The sequence below is a fragment of the Stenotrophomonas sp. STEN056 genome, assembly GCF_056759635.1.
Window position 1 is genome coordinate 83,774 of sequence record NZ_JBRRDL010000001.1, and the last position, 17,609, is coordinate 101,382.

Genomic DNA, 17,609 nt, shown 5'->3' on the forward strand with positions numbered 1-17,609 from the left:
TTGGTTTCCTGATTGCCTGGCGATGATAGCAATGCCGCCCCAAACCCGTTCAGGGCTTGGGAATACGCAGCGTCTTGCTGATCATCAGCGAACCGGACAGTGCGAACAGCAACACCAGCGGGTGCAGCTGCCATGGGCCCAACTGCCAGCTGCCGCCCCACAGTGCAGGGCCGATGGCGTTGAAGTGGGCCGCCAGCGCAAGCACGATCACCAGCGCCAGGCTGGTCGGAATGGGCGTGCCTTCAAAGTACGGCACCTTGTCCGACTCGCCGGACAACGCCTCGGCAGTGACGTTGTAACGCGCCAGACGGCTCACGCCACAGCAGACGAAATAACTGAGCACCAGCCAATCCCAACCGCCCTGCATGCCACAGGCGTAAGCCAGCGCCGCCGGTGCCACGCCGAAGGAAATCACATCGGCCAGCGAATCCAGCTCACGGCCCAGGGTGGACGAGGACTGCCGCCAGCGCGCCACCCGCCCGTCCAGCGCATCGAAGATGAAAGCCAAGGGGATCAGCGCCATGCCGAACATCAGGTAGCCTCGCTCCCCATCCTGCAGAAAGCGCATCGCGGCGAACACCGCGCCGGTGCCGCAGAAGGCGTTGCCAAGCGTGAACCAGTCCGCAAGCTGAAACTCGCGAAGCATCGAAAAGTGACGTTTCATGGGGACTCACAGGACATGGACGGCTACAGATTACCGCGCGGCCTGTGCAGGCAACAGCATGCGAGCCGATCCCGGGGCCCCCGCGCACTTCCGCGAGAGCGCATGTACTCATGAAGGCCCGACACCTGGCGGTTCCCAAAGCCATCGTCCATCGTTAAGGTCCTCCCCGGACCCGCCGCCGCCACGTCCGCCTCCCTGCGAGAAGGATGACGATAGATGTTGGACGCCCCGGCCCTGGCTGCACAGTTACGACAACCCCATGGCAAGGCCGCGCTTGCGGTCGCCGACACCATGAACCGCAGCAATGGCGCACTGAACCACGCGGCCATCGCACTACTGGCCATAAAGCCCGGCGAACAGGTGCTGGAAGTCGGCCCGGGCAACGCCGCTTTTGCCCCACTGATGCTGCAGGCCACCGACAGCCACTACCTGGGCGTGGAGCTGTCATCGGCCATGGTCCGCGCCGGCAACCAGCGCCTGGCCGAGGCCGGGCTGTCCACACGTGCACTGCTGAAGGAAGGTGACGCCCAGGCCCTGCCGCTGACCGATGCCTGCATTGATGCTGCCCTGGCGGTCAACGTCCTCTACTTCTGGCCGGAACTGGCCACCACGCTCACCGAACTGGCGCGCGTCATCCGCCTTGGTGGCCGCCTATGCCTGGCATTTGGCGACGCGGCATTCATGCGGCAACTGCCCTTCACCGCCCATGGCTTCCACCTTTACGAACTGGCCGAGGTCGAGTCGGCCCTGCGCAGCAGCGGATTCACGATATCGGCATGGCGCACGCACCACGAAACAGGCGCCAGCAATGATGGTCAACAGGTGGACAAGCAGTTCCACCTGCTGCTCGCGCAACGCCGCTGACCCGCATTACAGGCGGGTGTAGCTCCAGGACTGCATGCGGCCCTCACGGTACGGCATGACGCCATGGAACGGCCGCGGGTCTTCGTCGAATACCAGCGGCAGGAAGTGGCGGTCGCCCTCCCACAGCGGCAGCGACTCCAACTGATCCACGGCTACCCATTCCAGCGTGCCTTCCGGGTTGGATTTCATCGGCGTGCCGGTGTAATCGTCAATGACGAAGATGAAAGCAAACCAGTCTTCGCCGTTCTTGCCGAAGCCGGGCCAGCTGATGGTGCCACGCATCCGGGTAGTGCCACATTCAATGCCCGCCTCTTCGCGGATCTCGCGGTGCATGCAGGCCAGGATGTCTTCATCCGTTTCCATCTTCCCGCCCAGGCCGTTGTACTTGCCAAGATGGATGTCGCCGGGGCGGGTGTTGCGGTGGATCATCAACGCCTTCGTACCGTCGGCGGACAACACATAGCCAAGCGTGGCCAGAATCGGGGTGTACGGCATCTGCGGCAACCAGAAACAGGGGCCCGCATTATGGCCGACGGCGCGGTGCTTCAGTGCTCCAGCGCGGAAGCCTGGCGAGTGAGCTGCGTCGCATCGGCATCACTGCGGTGCAGGGTCGCCACGCCATGCCCGCGCTCAGCCAGGTATTCCAGCCACTTGCCGAGGAAGGTATTCATGCGCATGCGGTGGCTGATCAGTTCGTCCGTAGGCGGGTACATGCCAACCACATCCTGCCAGCGCCGGCCCACGTAGCAATGGGTGGCTTCAGCCTGCCGTGCGTCGCCATACAGGCGCACATAGGCGGATGGATCCGGCTCCCCGGTCAGTGGATCGCACAGGTCGTAGGTCATCCGCAGCTCAACCGTGTAACGGTGGCATTCGATGACATCCAGACGCAGGTCCAGCCCGTCGCCGATCCGGGAGACATAGCTGCCCGCCTGCAAGTGCTGGGGGGCAAACAGGCGCACGAGGTGCTCGTAGTTCTCTGCATACAGCCCCATCAGCCAGCTGAGTCGGCTCAGCCGGGGGATGCGATCAATGCGGGAAAGTGCCTGTGACATGGCCTGATCGTACACGCGGCACGATGTCCGGTGCAGTCTTGCCGATCAACGCGATACCGGCGCAGACTTACAAGCGCCTGCCGGTTTTGACACCACCTGACCGACGCGCCAGCACGGCATTGCTCGGCAGCCTGGCTCCCAGCTCCCAGACGGGGACGCAGCGCGGCTGCGCCCTGTGGGGCCAAGCACTTGCAGGCCGCTAGTACATCTCCCGCTGCAGGCCCAGCGTCCCCAGCACCTTGCTGGAGATCTCCTCGATGGAGGTGTGGGTGGTGCTCAAGGTGGGAATGCGCTCCATGCGGAACATGGTCTCCGCTGCGGAAACCTCACGTTTGCAGACTTCGGCGCTGGCATAACGCGAGTTTGGCCGGCGCTCCTGGCGAATCTGCTGCAACCGTTCCGGGTCGATGGTCAACCCAAACAGCTTGTTGCGGTACGGCCGCAAACGAGGCGGCAGGCGGTCACTTTCCAGGTCTTCCTCGGTCAACGGATAGTTGGCCGCGCGGATGCCGTAGTGCATGGCCAAGTAGATGCAGGTAGGGGTCTTGCCGGCACGCGATACCGCCACCAGCACGACATCGGCCTCGTCGTAGTTGACCGCGATGCCGTCATCGTGGCTGAGCGCGAAGTTCATCGCGTTGATGCGCCGATGGTAGGTGTCAAAGTCCACCATGCCATGGGCCTGCCCCACCTTTGAATGGCGGGTGGCGTTGAGTTCGCCCTCCAGTTGCCCGATGAACGGCGTGAACACGTCCAGCACCAGCGCCCCGCTCTCCTGCAATATGCCGCCCAGGCTCGAGTCAACGCAGGAGCTGATCACGATCGGCCGCACCTGATAGCGCTCGCCGGCTGCCCGGATACGTTCGGCTGCATCATGCGCCTTGTCCGCATCGTCCACGAAAGACATGCGATCGGTAACGAAACTGAAGCCATTGAACTGAGTCAACAAGCTGTGACCCACGGTCTCGGCAGTGATGCCGGTGCCGTCTGAGACATAAAAAACCGGCCGAATTGCCGACATGCGTGATCCTCGTGAAGGTGATCCTGACCCGCAGTCAGGTTGGCGGCGCGCGCTCTGTCCTGGAAAAGACAAGCACAAGACAAAGTATTGTCACAAGCTTGTGCCGCTTGGGTGTGCACTGCATCATATTGGCTTCTTCCTACGGACGTGGCCATTCCAAGCCCGGCTAGGGCGATGGCCAAACGGAGCATCGCGCTTGAACGAGAATATCCTGTGGTTGCATGAGCTGCGCTTGGCCGATCTGGCCCGCGTGGGTGGCAAGAATTCCTCGCTCGGCGAGATGATCGGCAATCTGGCCGGCTTGGGCGTGTCGGTGCCCGGCGGCTATGCCACCACCTCCGAGGCGTTCAAGGACTTCATTGCCCATAACGACCTGTCCAAGCGCATTTTCGACAAGCTGGCCACGCTGGACGTGGAAGATGTCGCCGCCTTGACCGCCGCAGGCAAGGAAATCCGCAACTGGGTCATCGATGCCCCGCTGCAGCCGCAGTTGGACAAGGACATCCGTGATGCCTACGCCAAGCTGAGTGCTGACAACGGCGGCGGCGACATTGCCGTGGCCGTGCGCTCTTCGGCCACCGCCGAGGACCTGCCGGACGCATCCTTTGCCGGCCAGCAGGAAACCTTCCTCAATGTGACAGGTGCCGACGACGTCGTGCACAAGGTCAAGGAAGTGTTTGCCTCGCTGTACAACGACCGCGCCATCGCCTACCGCGTCCACCACGGCTTCAAGCATGAAGACGTGTTCCTGTCCGCCGGCGTGCAGCTGATGGTGCGCTCGGGCGTGGGTTCGTCCGGCGTGCTGTTCACCCTGGACACCGAGTCCGGCTTCCGCGACGTGGTGTTCGTCACCTCCTCGCACGGCCTGGGCGAAATGGTCGTGCAGGGCGCGGTTAATCCGGACGAATTCTACGTCTACAAGCCCACGCTGCAGGCCGGCAAGCCGGCGATCCTGCGCCGTTCGCTGGGCTCCAAGGCCATCCGCATGGTCTATTCGGACGTCCCGGGCGAGCGCGTCAAAATCGAGGACACCCCGGTCGAGCTGCGCAACACCTTCTCGATCAGCGACGAGGACGTGCAGGAACTGTCCAAGCAGGCGCTGGTCATCGAAAAGCACTACGGCCGCCCGATGGACATCGAGTGGGCCAAGGACGGCGTCAGCGGCAAGCTGTTCATCGTCCAGGCACGCCCGGAAACGGTGAAATCGCGCGCCAAGGCCACCCAGATGGAGCGCTACGCGCTGCAGGGCAAGGGCGAAGTGATTGCCGAAGGCCGCGCCGTCGGCGCCAAGATCGGCGCGGGCGTGGCCCGCGTGGTCAAGTCGCTGGACGACATGGCCCGCGTGCAGCCTGGCGACGTGCTGATCGCCGACATGACCGACCCCGACTGGGAGCCGGTGATGAAGCGCGCTTCGGCCATTGTCACCAACCGCGGTGGCCGCACCTGTCACGCCGCGATCATCGCGCGTGAACTGGGCGTCCCGGCCGTGGTCGGCTCGGGCAATGCCACCCAGGTGATCCAGGACGGCCAGGAAGTGACCGTCAGCTGCGCCGAAGGCGACACCGGCTTCATCTATGCCGGCAAGCTGGCCTTCGATCGCACCACCACCGATCTGGGCAACATGCCGCCGGCACCGCTGAAGATCATGATGAACGTAGCCAACCCGGAACGTGCCTTCGACTTCGGCCAGCTGCCGAACGCCGGCATCGGCCTGGCCCGCCTGGAAATGATCATCGCCAGCCACATCGGCGTTCACCCGAACGCGCTGCTGGAGTACGACCGCCAGGACGCTGCCACCAAGAAGAAGATCGACGAGAAGATTGCCGGCTACAAGGATCCGGTGAGCTTCTATGTGGATCGTCTGGCCGAAGGCATCGCCACCCTGACCGCCTCGGTCGCGCCGAACCCGGTGATCGTGCGCTTGTCGGACTTCAAGTCCAACGAGTACGCCAACCTGATCGGCGGCAGCAACTACGAGCCGCACGAAGAGAACCCGATGATCGGCTTCCGCGGCGCCAGCCGTTATGTCGACCCGAGCTTTTCCAGGGCCTTCTCGCTGGAATGCCAGGCCGTGTTGCGCGTGCGCAACGAAATGGGCCTTGAGAACCTGTGGGTGATGATTCCGTTCGTGCGCACCCTGGAAGAAGGCCGCAAGGTGGTGGAAGTGCTCGCCGCCAATGGCCTGAAGCAGGGCGAGAATGGCCTGAAGATCATCATGATGTGCGAAGTGCCGTCCAACGCACTGCTCGCCGATGAGTTCCTGGAAATCTTCGACGGCTTCTCGATCGGCTCCAACGACCTGACCCAGCTCAGCCTCGGCCTGGACCGCGATTCCTCGATCGTCGCGCACCTGTTCGACGAGCGTAACCCGGCGGTGAAGAAGCTGCTGTCGATGGCGATCAAGAGCGCCCGTGCCAAGGGCAAGTACGTCGGCATCTGCGGCCAGGGCCCGTCCGACCACCCGGACTTGGCCGAATGGCTGATGCAGGAAGGCATCGAGTCGGTGTCGCTGAACCCGGACACCGTGGTCGACACTTGGCTGCGCCTGGCCAAGCTGAAGGCTTCGGCGTAAGTCAGCAACGGCTATGACGTTTGAACAAAAAGCCCCGCAATGCGGGGCTTTTTGTTTCCGGCCAGTTGCGATCAACGTGCACGCCCTGCCCCTCTTTCCGGTCAACCGGCCAGCCGCCCGCTCAGCTGCGTATACGCCAGATGCACCGCCTGCTCGCCGTACTTGCGCTCCAACCGGCGCACGATGAAGTGACCGCGCGCCATCTCCTGGTAGTAGTCGGTAAACATGGTGTTGAGCGTTGCCCCGGCCGCTGCACCGATGATCGGCACTGCCTGCGCGGCAAACTTCTCGGTTACCACCACGCCGAAACGTGCCGCGACTTTTTCGACCAGCTTGGCCAGTAGCTTGCCCGCTTCCTTCGGGGCCACACCCAACGTGAGGTCTCGCCCTGTCACGATGCGCCCGGCCAGTTCAGCGGACAGATGGCGCATGACGTCAGTGGTGAAACCGCGTGCCAGGTAGTAGCCGGTTTCACTGGCATCGTCGCTCGGCGAGTTGCCTCCCAGAGCAAACACTTCCAGACAGGCCTGGCGGGTACTCAGCTCGGACAGATCAAAACCCTCGCTGCGGGCCACGTCGGCCACCGCGCGCATCATGATGGTGGTGGACACCGGCAGCTCGATGAACAACGCGGTGAAACCGAAGGCACCGCCCACCGCCCCGGAGGTGGCCGCAGCCAGCTTGTGCCAGCGCGGGGAGGCGGATTTGCTTGGCGTGTTGTCCATGCTCCACAGCGCTGCCTGCGCGGCCTTGGTCAAGGCCGCCTGTACAGACCCATGTATGCGTTTTGACACCGACACCGGCAACCGGCTCACCGCGAACTCCAACGGCGCGCCAACAATGCCAGCCATGCGCGCGGTGAGCGTCGGCGCTTCCAGCAGCGCAACCGCGCGCTGCAGGTCGTCCCAGTCCCGCGCGTGATGGCGAATGTCGCTCGGCAACACAGTCAATTCGTTCATGCCGCCGATCATAGCGACAGCCGGTTGAACGGAGCGTACAGCCACCGGAGCGGCCTCACCCCGGCTGACACAGCGCCGGGGGCGCGCCGCCGGGCATTGCCCGGTACAGGGTCAGGCTGCGGGCAGGCCAGCCAAGGCGCCCATGAACTGCCGGTAGTGCCGCAGTTCGGCAATGGAATCGTGCACGTCACTCAGGGCGGTATGGCTGGAGGTCTTGGTCACCCCGGCCGCAATTGCCGGCGCCCAGCGCTTGGCCAGCTCCTTGACCGTGGACACGTCAAGGTTGCGGTAATGGAAGTACTTCTCCAGGCGCGGCATTTCGCGGTGCAGGAAACGGCGGTCCTGGCAAATGGAGTTGCCGCACATCGGCGAGGCGCCGGCCTTGATCCACTCCTGCAGGAACACGATGGTCTGCGCTTCAGCCTGGCCCATGGTGGTACTGCTGTCGAGCACACGCTGCCACAGACCCGAGCGCTGGTGCTGGTTGCGGTTCCATTCGTCCATCGCCTCCAGCGTGGCCAGCGGATGAGCAATGGCGAACTCCGGCCCTTCGGCCAGCACATTGAGCTGGGCGTCGGTGACGACGGTGGCGATCTCGATGATCGAATCGTTGTCCGTGTCGAGCCCGGTCATCTCCAGGTCGATCCAGATCAACCGCTCGTTGCCTGCCTTGTTATCCGCCATTTCATGCCTCGTGCTGTGGGCCGACGGAACACCACCGCCAGCCGGAAGCGCACATGATACGCCGCCCCTGTACCCAGACAGCGTCAAAGGTCGTCAGGCGTCAGCAGCGGGCGGCCACGTTTGGCGCGGAAGTAATTGGTCAGGCGCAGGCTGGCTTCCTGTGCCAGCAACCCGCTGACAACCTCAACGCGGTGGTTGTGGCGCGGGTCGGCCACAAGGTCGAACACGCTGCCACATGCCCCGGTCTTGGGATCGGCCGCGGCAAACACCAGCCGCCCGATACGCGCATGCACCAGCGCCATGGCGCACATCGCGCAGGGCTCCAGCGTCACGTACAGGGTGCTGCCGATCAGGCGGTGATTACCCAACCGCTTGCCTGCCTCGCGCATGGCGACAATTTCGGCATGCGCACTGGGATCATGGCTGGCGACATTGAGGTTCCAGCCCTCGCCCAGCAGCTGGCCATCGGCGCCGACCAGCACCGCCCCGACCGGGATCTCATCGAACTCGCGCTGCGCGCGGTCGGCCAGGGCAAGGGCGTGGCGCATCCAGTGCAGATCCCCTTCGAGGCCTGCAGTGTTCACCGGCTTCTCAGTCATGGAAGCAAGCCGTCCTGCCGCTTATCAATGACAGCCTTGGGGGGCAAAGGGCAAGCACGCTCACGGCTCCGGAAACAAGGAAAAGACAAGCTCAACGCGCCTGCATTCTAGGGAACAACGCCGGCGGTTTCACTTGTTGCCGGACAAATGGGAATCGCCGCCCTTCCAAGATGCCAGGGCGGGGATCCGTCACACCCGCCGTGGCAGAGCATTGCCACGCATTGTCTTGCCTTCATCATTTCGGCCGACGTGATCAACGTCTGCCGATGCAGCGATGCGATCTGGTCATTCATGCAGCGCAACTGCTTGCTGCGATTTCCGCCGGAGGTGTTCCGGCACATGTTGTTGTGTGCGATCACAGGTTCGCGCCGGGAATGAACGTGTCGCGGTAGACCGGCACCGTGGTATCGCAGCCGGCGATCTTGGCGGTGCCGTTGCGGTTGGTCGGCCAGCCCAGGTCCTCGAACATGTCCAACGCCACATCGACGGTAATGTCAGCGCGCAGTGACTTGGATTCAAAGGGCTCCATCAACGCATTGGGAGACATGTCCGTATCAACGTGTGAGAACGACGAAGCCACCTCGAAAGTAGGCGGGGTATAGAGCCGCAAACGCTTGCTGCCATCCAGCCCGTAGAAGCGATCCGGCTCGGGAAGCATGCCCTCGGTAAGCACGGCTACGTCACCGCGCAACGCTGCTCCAACCGAGTGTGAAACTCCGACTACGGGAATCCGCACCTGCATGCCCAGCACGCCTCCGCCCAGGTTATGGAAGAAACCGGGCTGGTCATTGGCAATGATGACTGCCACTGCACCGTACTTCTGCGCATTGAGCGCCTTATGCGCCAGGCTACAGCCACCGGCGTCAATCAGCGCAACCTTCCCGATAAGCTCCTTACGGTTACCTATCGCAGGTGAATCGCCCTCGCCTTCGCATCCGCCATGTGAGGCATCCACTTCCGGCGCGACAGCGTCGTCCAGAAGCACGATCTGGTTTCTTTCAAACCCAGCCAGATCACGTCCCCCGAATCGCATTTTCTCAAAATCGTATCTGGCCACTGCAGGGGAACGTACAGCGAGTACTTCCCGATGATCAGCCAGCAGGCCCGCGCTCTCATTGGCCTTGCTTCCAGCCCAGACCGTCTCCCCTCGGGCAACAAGCGCAGCCTCCATGCGCACATCCCCGATCACCTCGAAATCGTTGTAGCTCATGCCATAGCTGTTCGACCATGCAATACCGTCCCACCGCGATCTGAAGGGCCGCCAGGCAGGGCCTATGCCAAAGAGTCTCTGCGCGTAGCCAGTAGTCCCCAGACCATGACCCAACTCGTGCATGACAACATTCAGAAAATTTGCACCGTTTCGAGCATTTGGTCCATTGCCCGTCAATCCGTAATACCACCCACCGGGGGCGGCGAGGCAATCTGAATCGTCGATGGCGCTGTTGAATGTGGTATTGATGTGCGCCATCGTCGGCGTGAAATCCCGTTTTGCCAAGGCATTGGCAAAGGCTACTGGGTAGCGATAATCAGCGCCCCCCCCCGGGCAAGAGATCCTGGGCGTTTACGGTGCTGACAGGGGTTGCCACACCCAGCGCAACCCCTTTCCCGGGTTCACAGCGACTTGAGAGGAATGAAGCCGCCACCCGTATTTCGGTCTCACTGCTGAGTAATGCCCCCCAGAGGTCCATCGCATACTGATAGGCAATCAACCGCTGTTGCCCCACTGTTGTGCCGACGTTTCCCCCCTCTGGCATTGCTGGGGCGAGGCTGTTCAGTCCCACGCCAGGCTTGTCCAGGTTGACCAAAGTGATCTTCGCCTGCGCATGGGCATCCATCGCGCAGGCACACAATGAGGCAGCGAGAAACGCTGCGGAAAAAGACTTTTTCATTATCAGCTCCCGGTCAATTCGCAGTATCACTTGCCGCTTCATGCGAAGCTTGGAAACCGCCATCTCCTGTCGGAACGGCATACATCGGCTGTATCTCCTGTCGCGACGTCAGCGTAATCGTCGCGCCCCCGGGCCCCTTGAATGACTGACGCAATGCCTGCTCCATGGTCTCCGGCATACTGTCCAACATTCGATTGGCGCCCTCCGAAGCACGGCGCTGTTCCGGCGTGCGGAAGATACCCGCCGCTTGTGCCCTGCGTTGCACATCCAGTGCCGTCGCACGACGCGTGCGTGCTTCCAGCACCTGCTTGGCGGTCATCGGCACGCCAATCAACGCGACGTGGTCAGGCAACTCTGCTGTTTGGACCTGCGACGCACTGGCACCGGCGGTTCCACACGCGACAATCAAAGCAACCCCGTAACAACGCGTAATACGTTCAAGCCTGTTCTGCATGGCAGCGCTCTCTCCATTGAACTGCAATAAGCCAAGACTTTCTGGGCACGCATGCCAGAAGACCGCCAGGCCGTCCTTACAACGTTCCCGCTGCGGTCGCGTGCTTTGCGCTTGACCGCAAGTCCCCTTCTCAGAAAACCCCACTGATGTGCGGCAGCGAGTCCCCTGCATCCGCACGGGCTGCATGGTAGGTGCGGCCCCCATGCCAACGCTGCGATATCGGCGAAAAGGCGAAATCCCCCTGCTTGCTCTTCCAGATTTCGCAGAGTCATACATATGAATTGGGGATCTGTGCCCATGAGATGGCGCAACACTCGGCAGCTGTGCCCAGCGCGTTGTATCTGCGTGCGCAGATGTGATTCGTAAAGTGCAGACCAACGCGCGCACAGCCACGCCCGTCAACGGGACGCGTTATTGCTGTATTGAGAGATGACACCCGCCGGCGCAGCTCAGGCCGGGTCGAGGTGCTCGACGATCAATTGAATGGCCTGGCCGCCACGGTAGTCATCGCTGACCAGACGGTAGGCGACATGCACATGCTGACCCGGTGCATTGCCCTTCCATCCGCTGAAGTGGATTGCGTTGATACGTGCCGCATTGCCAGACTGGCGCAGCACGAGTTTCAGATGGCGCTCCTTGAGCACGCGCCATTCAACAACCTCGAACACGCCATCGAACAGGGGCTCGGCAAAGCCCTGCCCCCATGGCCCGGCCAGGCGCAGTGCTTCGGCATGCTGGAAATCCAGTTCCGAAGCGGACAATTCGCCGTCACTGAGCAATTGCTGCTGCAGCAACGCCGGCTCCATTGATGCCATCACCTGTGCCTGGAACGCCGCCTTGAAAGCCTCCAGCCGTGCCGCAGGCAGGCTCAATCCGGCCGCCATCGCATGACCACCAAATTTGTCCATCAAACCCGGGTGGCTGGCGTTGACTGCTGCCAACGCATCACGGATATGGAAGCCGGGAATCGAACGCGCCGAACCGCGCAACGACGCGCCACCGGGTTCTGCCGGAGCAAAGGCAATCACCGGGCGGTGCAGCCGATCCTTCATCTTGGAGGCAACCAAACCGACCACGCCTGGATGCCATTGTTCGTCGAACAGGCAAGCAGCGACCGGGCGTTGCCCTGCGTCATCAATGAGTACGCGCGCGACGGCAGCTTCCGCATCGTCGGTCATGATCTGCTGTACCGCACGGCGCTCGCTGTTGATCTCTTCCAGCAGCGCGGCGATTTCGCGCGCCTGCGTGGCATCTTCCGTGAGCAGCAACTCGATGCCCAGCGCCATGTCTTCAAGCCGCCCCGCGGCGTTCAGGCGCGGCCCCAGCGCAAACCCGATATCACTTGCACTGAGCCGGCGCGCATCACGGCCACTGGCCTCGATCAGAGCGCGCAGGCCGACGCAGCCTTTGCCGGAGCGCAAACGCCGCAACCCCGCCGACACCAGTGCGCGATTGTTCTCGTCCAATGCCACCAGATCCGCCACCGTACCCACGGCGACGAGGTCCAGCAGCGCCAGCAGATCCGGCTCGGGGTCGCTGGCAAATGCGCCCTGCTCCCGCAGGTGCCTGCGCAATGCCATCAAAACATAGAAGATGACGCCAACGCCGGCCAGCGCCTTGCTCGGAAACGCGTCGCCCTCCACGTTCGGATCAACAATGGCGTCGGCCGGCGGCAATCGCTCGCCCGGGAGATGATGATCGGTAACCAACACCTGCCAGCCCAGCGCCTTGGCCGCGCTGACACCGGCATGACAGGCAATGCCGTGATCCACGGTGACCAGCAGATCCGGCTTGAGTGCAGCCAGTTCTTCAACCAGGGTTGGCGACAAACCGTAGCCGTGCAGCATGCGGTTGGGCACCGCATGCACCACATCACGCGTGCCAAGCATGCGCAGCCCACGCACACCCACCGCGCAGGCAGTGGCACCGTCACAGTCGAAATCGCCGACAACCAGAATGCGTTTGCCCGCTGCGATGGCATCGGCCAGCAGCGCAACGGCGGACTGCATGCCGCCCAGCAGTTCCGGCGCATGCAGCTGCGCCAGTCGTGGCTGCGCCTGCTCGGGCGACAGCGCGCCACGCGCGGCGTAGACCCGTTGCAGCAACGGCAACATCTGCCCGCCCCACTGCCCGCCGTCGACCAGATCGCGGCGAACGATCCGCAAGGTCTCAGCCATCAACCAGCGCCGTCAGCGGTTTCTTCCAGAAGCGCCAACGTTGGCCACGGTGGATGCGGTAATGCGCGCCATCCTCGAAATCGAGCCGCAGTTCCTTCAACTCGCCGCGTGCGATTGCATCAAGCAGCGGCGTGATCGCATCCGCTGTGAGCTGATCCAGGGAACGCAGCTGGCGCAGATCCACCAGCGCATCCACGGTCTGCTCGCCGCCGATGCGCACGCCGGCCATCTTTGCCAGGCCGTTGAGCAGTGCATCGCGACTGCGCACCTGCGCATGCGCGGTACGCACCGAGGCCGGCAAGCTGCCCGCGCCCCAGAACCACAATGAATTGACCGCGCGTTTGCCGTTGGCAACGCGTTGCTCGTTCCAGGCGTGCTGATGCAGCACCACCTGCGCCTCGGTCATCAAGCCACGCCATTGGCGGCCGTTGTCACCCTCGGGCAGATGCTCGAACAGGTCATCACCCAAGGCGACCTCGGGGTCAACGAACGCCGGCAGCGGGGTGGCGTCAGGCAGGCGCAGATACCAGCGCGAAGGGGTCGGCGCGTCCAATTGATAGCCAAAACCTGCGAACAGGGACTGCAGATCCGGCAACAACGCGTCCACATCGGCCTGTTCCAGGCGCAGCGTTTCAGCCGAAGCCATCAGTCGTGCGCCCTGCATGTCGGGCACCACGCTGGCCGGGTCAGCACGCAACCACAGGCCACCTTCGGCATCACCGGCATCGGCATGGCGGCTGAGTGCAGCCGCCGACCATGCATCCGGTTCAATGGTGAAATGCCGGCGCAACTGCGCCGACTCACCGGCATCGGCGAGCCCGTGTTCGGCTCGCCCCAGCGCGGCAGCCACCCGTGCCGGCAATGCGCCAGCCGGGAAACGGCTGCGCGCAGGCAACAGCAGCGTGGCCTTTGCCATCGTCAGTCGAGGTACTCGACGCTGATGATTTCGTACTCACGCACGCCGGCAGGTGCGTCGATGGCGATGCTGTCGCCCTCGTTCTTGCCGATCATCGCGCGTGCCACCGGCGAGGAGATGGCGATCAGCCCCTGCTTGATGTCCGCCTCCAGGTCACCCACGATCTGGTAACGCTTCTCCTCGTCGCTTTCCACGTCGGCCAGCGTCACCGTTGCCCCGAACACCACCTTGCTGCCGGCGTTGAGCTTGGTGATGTCGATGACTTCGGCATGCGACAACTCGCTTTCCAGCTGCTTGATGCGGCCTTCGATGAAGCCCTGCTCCTCGCGCGCGGCGTGGTACTCGGCGTTCTCCTTCAGGTCGCCGTGCTCGCGTGCTTCGGCGATGGCAGCAATGACCTTCGGGCGCTTGTCCGACTTGAGGTGATCCAGCTCCTCACGAAGGCGCTTGGCGCCCTTCAGGGTGATGGGGGCTCTCATGCATTCAACTCCTTGTGCAACTCCTGCAGCGACAGCACAGGGCCGGTACCGCGGAACTCCAGTGACTGCACCAGCGCCTTTGCGCCGGCTACCGTGGTCGAGTAAGTGACGCGCTGCTGCAGCGCTTCGCGACGGATCGAGAACGAATCGTTGATCGCCGAACGACCTTCGGTCGTGTTGACGATGTAGACGATTTCACCGTTCTTGATGCTGTCAACGATATGCGGACGGCCTTCGACCACCTTGTTGACCACTTCACAGGTGTAACCCTGCTGCTGCAGCCATGCCGCGGTGCCACGGGTGGCAACCAGCGAATAACCGCGCTCGACCAGGCCCTGCACGGCCGGCATCACGCGCTGCTTGTCAGCATCACGCACCGAGATGAAGGCCTTGCCCAGCGGCGGGGTCTTGATGCTGCCGGCTTCCTGCGCACGTGCGAATGCAGCGCTGAAGCTACGGCCCACACCCATGACTTCGCCGGTGGAACGCATCTCCGGCCCGAGGATCGGGTCCACGCCCTGGAACTTGGCGAACGGGAAGATGGCTTCCTTCACCGAGTAGTAGCCGGGCACGACTTCCTGGGTGACGCCCTGCTCGGCCAGGGTCATGCCGGCCATGCAGCGGGCAGCGATCTTGGCCAGCGCCACGCCCGTTGCCTTGGACACGAACGGCACGGTACGCGAGGCGCGCGGGTTCACTTCCAGCAGGAAGATCACGTCATTGCCGTCGGCATCGGGCTGGATGGCGAACTGGGTGTTCATCAAGCCCACCACGTTCAGTGCCTTGGCCAGCTCGCCAACCTGGCGACGCAGTTCATCCTGCGTGGCAGCCGACAGCGAGTACGGCGGCAGCGAGCAGGACGAATCGCCCGAATGCACGCCGGCCTCTTCGATGTGTTCCATCACGCCGCCGATCAGGACGTTGCCGTCCTTGTCGCAGATGATGTCCACGTCGGCTTCGACGGCCGCGTCCAGGAAGTGATCCAGCAGCACCGGCGAATCGTTGGACACCTTGACCGCGTCACGCACATAGCGCGCCAAATCGGCTTCGCCATACACGATTTCCATCGCACGGCCGCCCAGCACGTAGCTCGGGCGCACCACCAGCGGGTAGCCGATTTCGCGCGCCAGCAGCAGGGCTTCCTGGTCGTTGCGGGCAATACGGTTCGGCGGCTGCTTCAGGCCGAGCTTTTCGACCAGCTGCTGGAAACGCTCGCGGTCTTCGGCCAGGTCGATGGAGTCCGGCGAGGTGCCGATCACCGGCACGCCATTGGCTTCCAGCGCACGCGCCAGCTTCAGCGGGGTCTGGCCGCCGTACTGCACGATCACGCCCTTGGGCTGTTCCAGCTCGACGATCTCCAGCACGTCTTCCAGCGTCAGCGGCTCGAAGTACAGGCGGTCGGAGGTGTCGTAATCGGTGGAGACGGTTTCCGGGTTGCAGTTGACCATGATGGTTTCATAGCCGTCCTCGCGCAGGGCGAGCGCGGCATGCACGCAGCAGTAGTCGAACTCGATGCCCTGGCCAATGCGGTTCGGGCCACCGCCAAGAATCATGATCTTGTCGCGGCTGGTCGGGTTGGCTTCGCACTCGTCCTCGTAAGTCGAGTACAGGTACGCGGTGCTGGTGGCGAACTCGGCGGCGCAGGAGTCCACGCGCTTGTACACCGGGCGCACCTTGTGCGCGCGGCGCAGCGCACGGATGGCTGCCTCGTTGGTGCCGGTCAGCTGGGCCAGGCGTGCATCGGAGAAGCCGGCGCGCTTGAGCTTGCGCAGGCGAGCGGCGTCCAGTGCGTCAATGCCTTCGGCCTGCACCTGGGTTTCATCGGCAATGATTTCTTCGATCTGGTCGAGGAACCACGGGTCGATGTGCGACAGGCCGTAGATGTCTTCCACGCTCAGGCCGCTGCGGAATGCATCGCCGACAAAGAACAGACGCTCCGGGCCCGGGGCCTTGAGCTCGCGCTTCATGGTGGCGATGTCGTCGTCGTTGGCCAGATCCAGGCCGGTCGGGTCCAGGCCGATCTTGCCGGTTTCCAGGCCACGCAGCGCCTTCTGCAGCGACTCCTTGAAGGTACGGCCCATGGCCATCACTTCGCCCACCGACTTCATCTGGGTGGTCAGGCGCGCATCGGCGGCCGGGAACTTCTCAAACGCAAAGCGCGGAATCTTGGTAACGACGTAGTCGATCGACGGCTCGAACGAGGCCGGGGTCAGGCCGCCGGTGATTTCGTTCTTCAATTCGTCCAGCGTGTAACCCACGGCCAGCTTCGCGGCGACCTTGGCAATCGGGAAGCCGGTGGCCTTGGAAGCCAGTGCCGAGGAGCGCGACACGCGCGGGTTCATCTCGATCACCACCACGCGGCCGGTGGTCGGGCTGATGCCGAACTGCACGTTCGAGCCGCCGGTATCCACGCCGATCTTGCGCAGCACGGCGATGGAGGCATCGCGCAGGCGCTGGTATTCCTTGTCGGTCAGGGTCTGTGCCGGCGCCACGGTGATCGAGTCACCCGTGTGCACGCCCATCGGGTCCAGGTTTTCAATGGAGCAGACGATGATGCAGTTGTCCGCGGTGTCGCGGACCACTTCCATCTCGAACTCCTTCCAGCCCAGCACCGATTCTTCCACCAGCACTTCGGTGGTCGGGGAAAGCTCAAGGCCGCGGTTGACGATCTCGATCAGCTCTTCGCGGTTGTAGGCAATGCCGCCACCGCTGCCGCCCAGGGTGAAGGACGGGCGGATGATGGTCGGGTAGCCGACGCGGGTCTGGATTTCCAGCGCCTCTTCCAGCGTGTGGGCGACGGCGGCCTTCGGGCATTCCAGGCCGATTTCCTGCATGGCCACGCGGAACAGCTCGCGGTCTTCGGCCATGCGGATAGCTTCGCGCTTGGCGCCGATCAGCTCGACGTTGTACTTCTCCAGCACGCCGTGGTCAGCCAGGTCCAGCGCGCAGTTCAGCGCGGTCTGGCCACCCATGGTCGGCAGCAGCGCGTCCGGGCGCTCCTTGGCGATGATCTTCTCGACCGTCTGCCAGTTGATCGGCTCGATATAGACGGCGTCGGCCATCTCCGGGTCGGTCATGATCGTGGCCGGGTTCGAGTTGACCAGCACCACGCGGTAACCCTCGTCGCGCAACGCCTTGCATGCCTGCGCGCCGGAGTAGTCGAACTCACAGGCCTGGCCGATGACGATCGGGCCCGCGCCGATGATGAGGATGGTCTTTAGGTCGGAACGCTTTGGCATTGTCTTCTCTAAGTCAGTACAGCGTGTCTGGGGGAAG

General features: G+C 63.3%; 16 protein-coding genes. 2 read left to right on the forward strand and 14 right to left on the reverse strand.

Annotated features, from left to right (window positions below):
• Positions 1-49 precede the first annotated feature (49 nt).
• Entirely contained in the window at positions 50-664 is a 615-nt protein-coding gene (locus ACVOLO_RS00500; RefSeq protein ID WP_481568308.1) for a CDP-alcohol phosphatidyltransferase family protein, read from the reverse strand.
• 216 nt (positions 665-880) lie between these two features.
• Between ACVOLO_RS00500 and ACVOLO_RS00505 the strand changes: the two genes are divergently transcribed.
• Complete coding sequence (locus ACVOLO_RS00505; RefSeq protein ID WP_481568309.1) at positions 881-1,528, forward strand: class I SAM-dependent methyltransferase; 648 nt, start codon at positions 881-883, stop codon at positions 1,526-1,528.
• Between the two features lie 6 nt (positions 1,529-1,534).
• On the opposite strand, the gene ACVOLO_RS00510 is transcribed toward ACVOLO_RS00505, so the two are convergent.
• From ACVOLO_RS00510 to ppsR, 3 genes are all read right to left on the reverse strand, one after another.
• Positions 1,535-2,023: an NUDIX hydrolase gene (locus tag ACVOLO_RS00510; RefSeq protein ID WP_481568310.1), complete on the reverse strand. Its 489-nt coding sequence runs from the start codon at positions 2,021-2,023 to the stop codon at positions 1,535-1,537.
• A 50-nt stretch (positions 2,024-2,073) separates the two neighbouring features.
• Positions 2,074-2,583 carry a DUF1249 domain-containing protein gene (locus ACVOLO_RS00515; protein WP_481568311.1) on the reverse strand — a complete coding sequence of 170 codons (510 nt, stop codon included), beginning with the start codon at positions 2,581-2,583 and terminating at the stop codon, positions 2,074-2,076.
• A gap of 199 nt (positions 2,584-2,782) precedes the next feature.
• Complete coding sequence (ppsR, locus tag ACVOLO_RS00520) at positions 2,783-3,604, reverse strand: posphoenolpyruvate synthetase regulatory kinase/phosphorylase PpsR (RefSeq protein WP_481568312.1); 822 nt, start codon at positions 3,602-3,604, stop codon at positions 2,783-2,785.
• 196 nt (positions 3,605-3,800) lie between these two features.
• On the opposite strand from ppsR, the gene ppsA reads away from it, so the two are divergent.
• Positions 3,801-6,176, forward strand: coding sequence for a phosphoenolpyruvate synthase (ppsA, locus tag ACVOLO_RS00525; RefSeq protein ID WP_481568313.1), 2,376 nt, complete (start codon positions 3,801-3,803; stop codon positions 6,174-6,176).
• A gap of 101 nt (positions 6,177-6,277) precedes the next feature.
• Here ppsA and ACVOLO_RS00530 read toward each other — a convergent pair whose 3' ends face one another.
• The 10 genes from ACVOLO_RS00530 to carB all read right to left on the reverse strand — a co-directional run bounded on the left by ACVOLO_RS00530 (position 6,278) and on the right by carB (position 17,572).
• On the reverse strand, positions 6,278-7,135 hold the full coding sequence (locus ACVOLO_RS00530) for an EcsC family protein (protein ID WP_481568314.1): 858 nt from the start codon (positions 7,133-7,135) through the stop codon (positions 6,278-6,280).
• Between the two features lie 111 nt (positions 7,136-7,246).
• Positions 7,247-7,819: an oligoribonuclease gene (gene orn / locus ACVOLO_RS00535; RefSeq protein ID WP_481568315.1), complete on the reverse strand. Its 573-nt coding sequence runs from the start codon at positions 7,817-7,819 to the stop codon at positions 7,247-7,249.
• 83 nt (positions 7,820-7,902) lie between these two features.
• A complete protein-coding gene (gene tadA, locus ACVOLO_RS00540; protein ID WP_481568316.1) occupies positions 7,903-8,418 on the reverse strand; it encodes a tRNA adenosine(34) deaminase TadA in 516 nt (171 codons plus the stop codon).
• A 355-nt stretch (positions 8,419-8,773) separates the two neighbouring features.
• Positions 8,774-9,886, reverse strand: coding sequence for a PA domain-containing protein (locus tag ACVOLO_RS00545; RefSeq protein WP_481568317.1), 1,113 nt, complete (start codon positions 9,884-9,886; stop codon positions 8,774-8,776).
• 58 nt (positions 9,887-9,944) lie between these two features.
• Positions 9,945-10,307 (reverse strand): hypothetical protein, encoded by a 363-nt coding sequence (locus tag ACVOLO_RS00550; RefSeq protein WP_481568318.1) that lies wholly within the window; start codon positions 10,305-10,307, stop codon positions 9,945-9,947.
• Between the two features lie 13 nt (positions 10,308-10,320).
• Positions 10,321-10,761: a hypothetical protein gene (locus ACVOLO_RS00555; protein ID WP_481568319.1), complete on the reverse strand. Its 441-nt coding sequence runs from the start codon at positions 10,759-10,761 to the stop codon at positions 10,321-10,323.
• A 449-nt stretch (positions 10,762-11,210) separates the two neighbouring features.
• A complete protein-coding gene (gene recJ / locus ACVOLO_RS00560) occupies positions 11,211-12,938 on the reverse strand; it encodes a single-stranded-DNA-specific exonuclease RecJ (RefSeq protein WP_481568320.1) in 1,728 nt (575 codons plus the stop codon).
• Positions 12,931-13,854 carry a phosphoglycerate mutase gene (locus tag ACVOLO_RS00565; protein WP_481568321.1) on the reverse strand — a complete coding sequence of 308 codons (924 nt, stop codon included), beginning with the start codon at positions 13,852-13,854 and terminating at the stop codon, positions 12,931-12,933. The genes recJ and ACVOLO_RS00565 overlap by 8 nt, the downstream gene beginning before the upstream one ends.
• Before the next feature lie 2 nt (positions 13,855-13,856).
• Positions 13,857-14,321: a transcription elongation factor GreA gene (gene greA, locus ACVOLO_RS00570; RefSeq protein WP_481568488.1), complete on the reverse strand. Its 465-nt coding sequence runs from the start codon at positions 14,319-14,321 to the stop codon at positions 13,857-13,859.
• An 8-nt stretch (positions 14,322-14,329) separates the two neighbouring features.
• Positions 14,330-17,572, reverse strand: coding sequence for a carbamoyl-phosphate synthase large subunit (carB, locus tag ACVOLO_RS00575; protein WP_481568322.1), 3,243 nt, complete (start codon positions 17,570-17,572; stop codon positions 14,330-14,332).
• Positions 17,573-17,609 lie beyond the last annotated feature (37 nt).

What these genes read in the sequence shown, in the direction of transcription:
- ACVOLO_RS00500 (WP_481568308.1), bottom strand. Translation starts at nt 664, where the DNA reads ATGAAACGTCACTTTTCGATGCTTCGCGAGTTTCAGCTTGCGGACTGG.
- ACVOLO_RS00505 (WP_481568309.1), top strand. Translation starts at nt 881, where the DNA reads ATGTTGGACGCCCCGGCCCTGGCTGCACAGTTACGACAACCCCATGGC.
- ACVOLO_RS00510 (WP_481568310.1), bottom strand. Translation starts at nt 2,023, where the DNA reads ATGCCGTACACCCCGATTCTGGCCACGCTTGGCTATGTGTTGTCCGCC.
- ACVOLO_RS00515 (WP_481568311.1), bottom strand. Translation starts at nt 2,583, where the DNA reads ATGTCACAGGCACTTTCCCGCATTGATCGCATCCCCCGGCTGAGCCGA.
- ppsR (WP_481568312.1), bottom strand. Translation starts at nt 3,604, where the DNA reads ATGTCGGCAATTCGGCCGGTTTTTTATGTCTCAGACGGCACCGGCATC.
- ACVOLO_RS00530 (WP_481568314.1), bottom strand. Translation starts at nt 7,135, where the DNA reads ATGAACGAATTGACTGTGTTGCCGAGCGACATTCGCCATCACGCGCGG.
- orn (WP_481568315.1), bottom strand. Translation starts at nt 7,819, where the DNA reads ATGGCGGATAACAAGGCAGGCAACGAGCGGTTGATCTGGATCGACCTG.
- tadA (WP_481568316.1), bottom strand. Translation starts at nt 8,418, where the DNA reads ATGACTGAGAAGCCGGTGAACACTGCAGGCCTCGAAGGGGATCTGCAC.
- ACVOLO_RS00545 (WP_481568317.1), bottom strand. Translation starts at nt 9,886, where the DNA reads ATGGCGCACATCAATACCACATTCAACAGCGCCATCGACGATTCAGAT.
- ACVOLO_RS00550 (WP_481568318.1), bottom strand. Translation starts at nt 10,307, where the DNA reads ATGAAAAAGTCTTTTTCCGCAGCGTTTCTCGCTGCCTCATTGTGTGCC.
- ACVOLO_RS00555 (WP_481568319.1), bottom strand. Translation starts at nt 10,761, where the DNA reads ATGCAGAACAGGCTTGAACGTATTACGCGTTGTTACGGGGTTGCTTTG.
- recJ (WP_481568320.1), bottom strand. Translation starts at nt 12,938, where the DNA reads ATGGCTGAGACCTTGCGGATCGTTCGCCGCGATCTGGTCGACGGCGGG.
- ACVOLO_RS00565 (WP_481568321.1), bottom strand. Translation starts at nt 13,854, where the DNA reads ATGGCAAAGGCCACGCTGCTGTTGCCTGCGCGCAGCCGTTTCCCGGCT.
- carB (WP_481568322.1), bottom strand. Translation starts at nt 17,572, where the DNA reads ATGCCAAAGCGTTCCGACCTAAAGACCATCCTCATCATCGGCGCGGGC.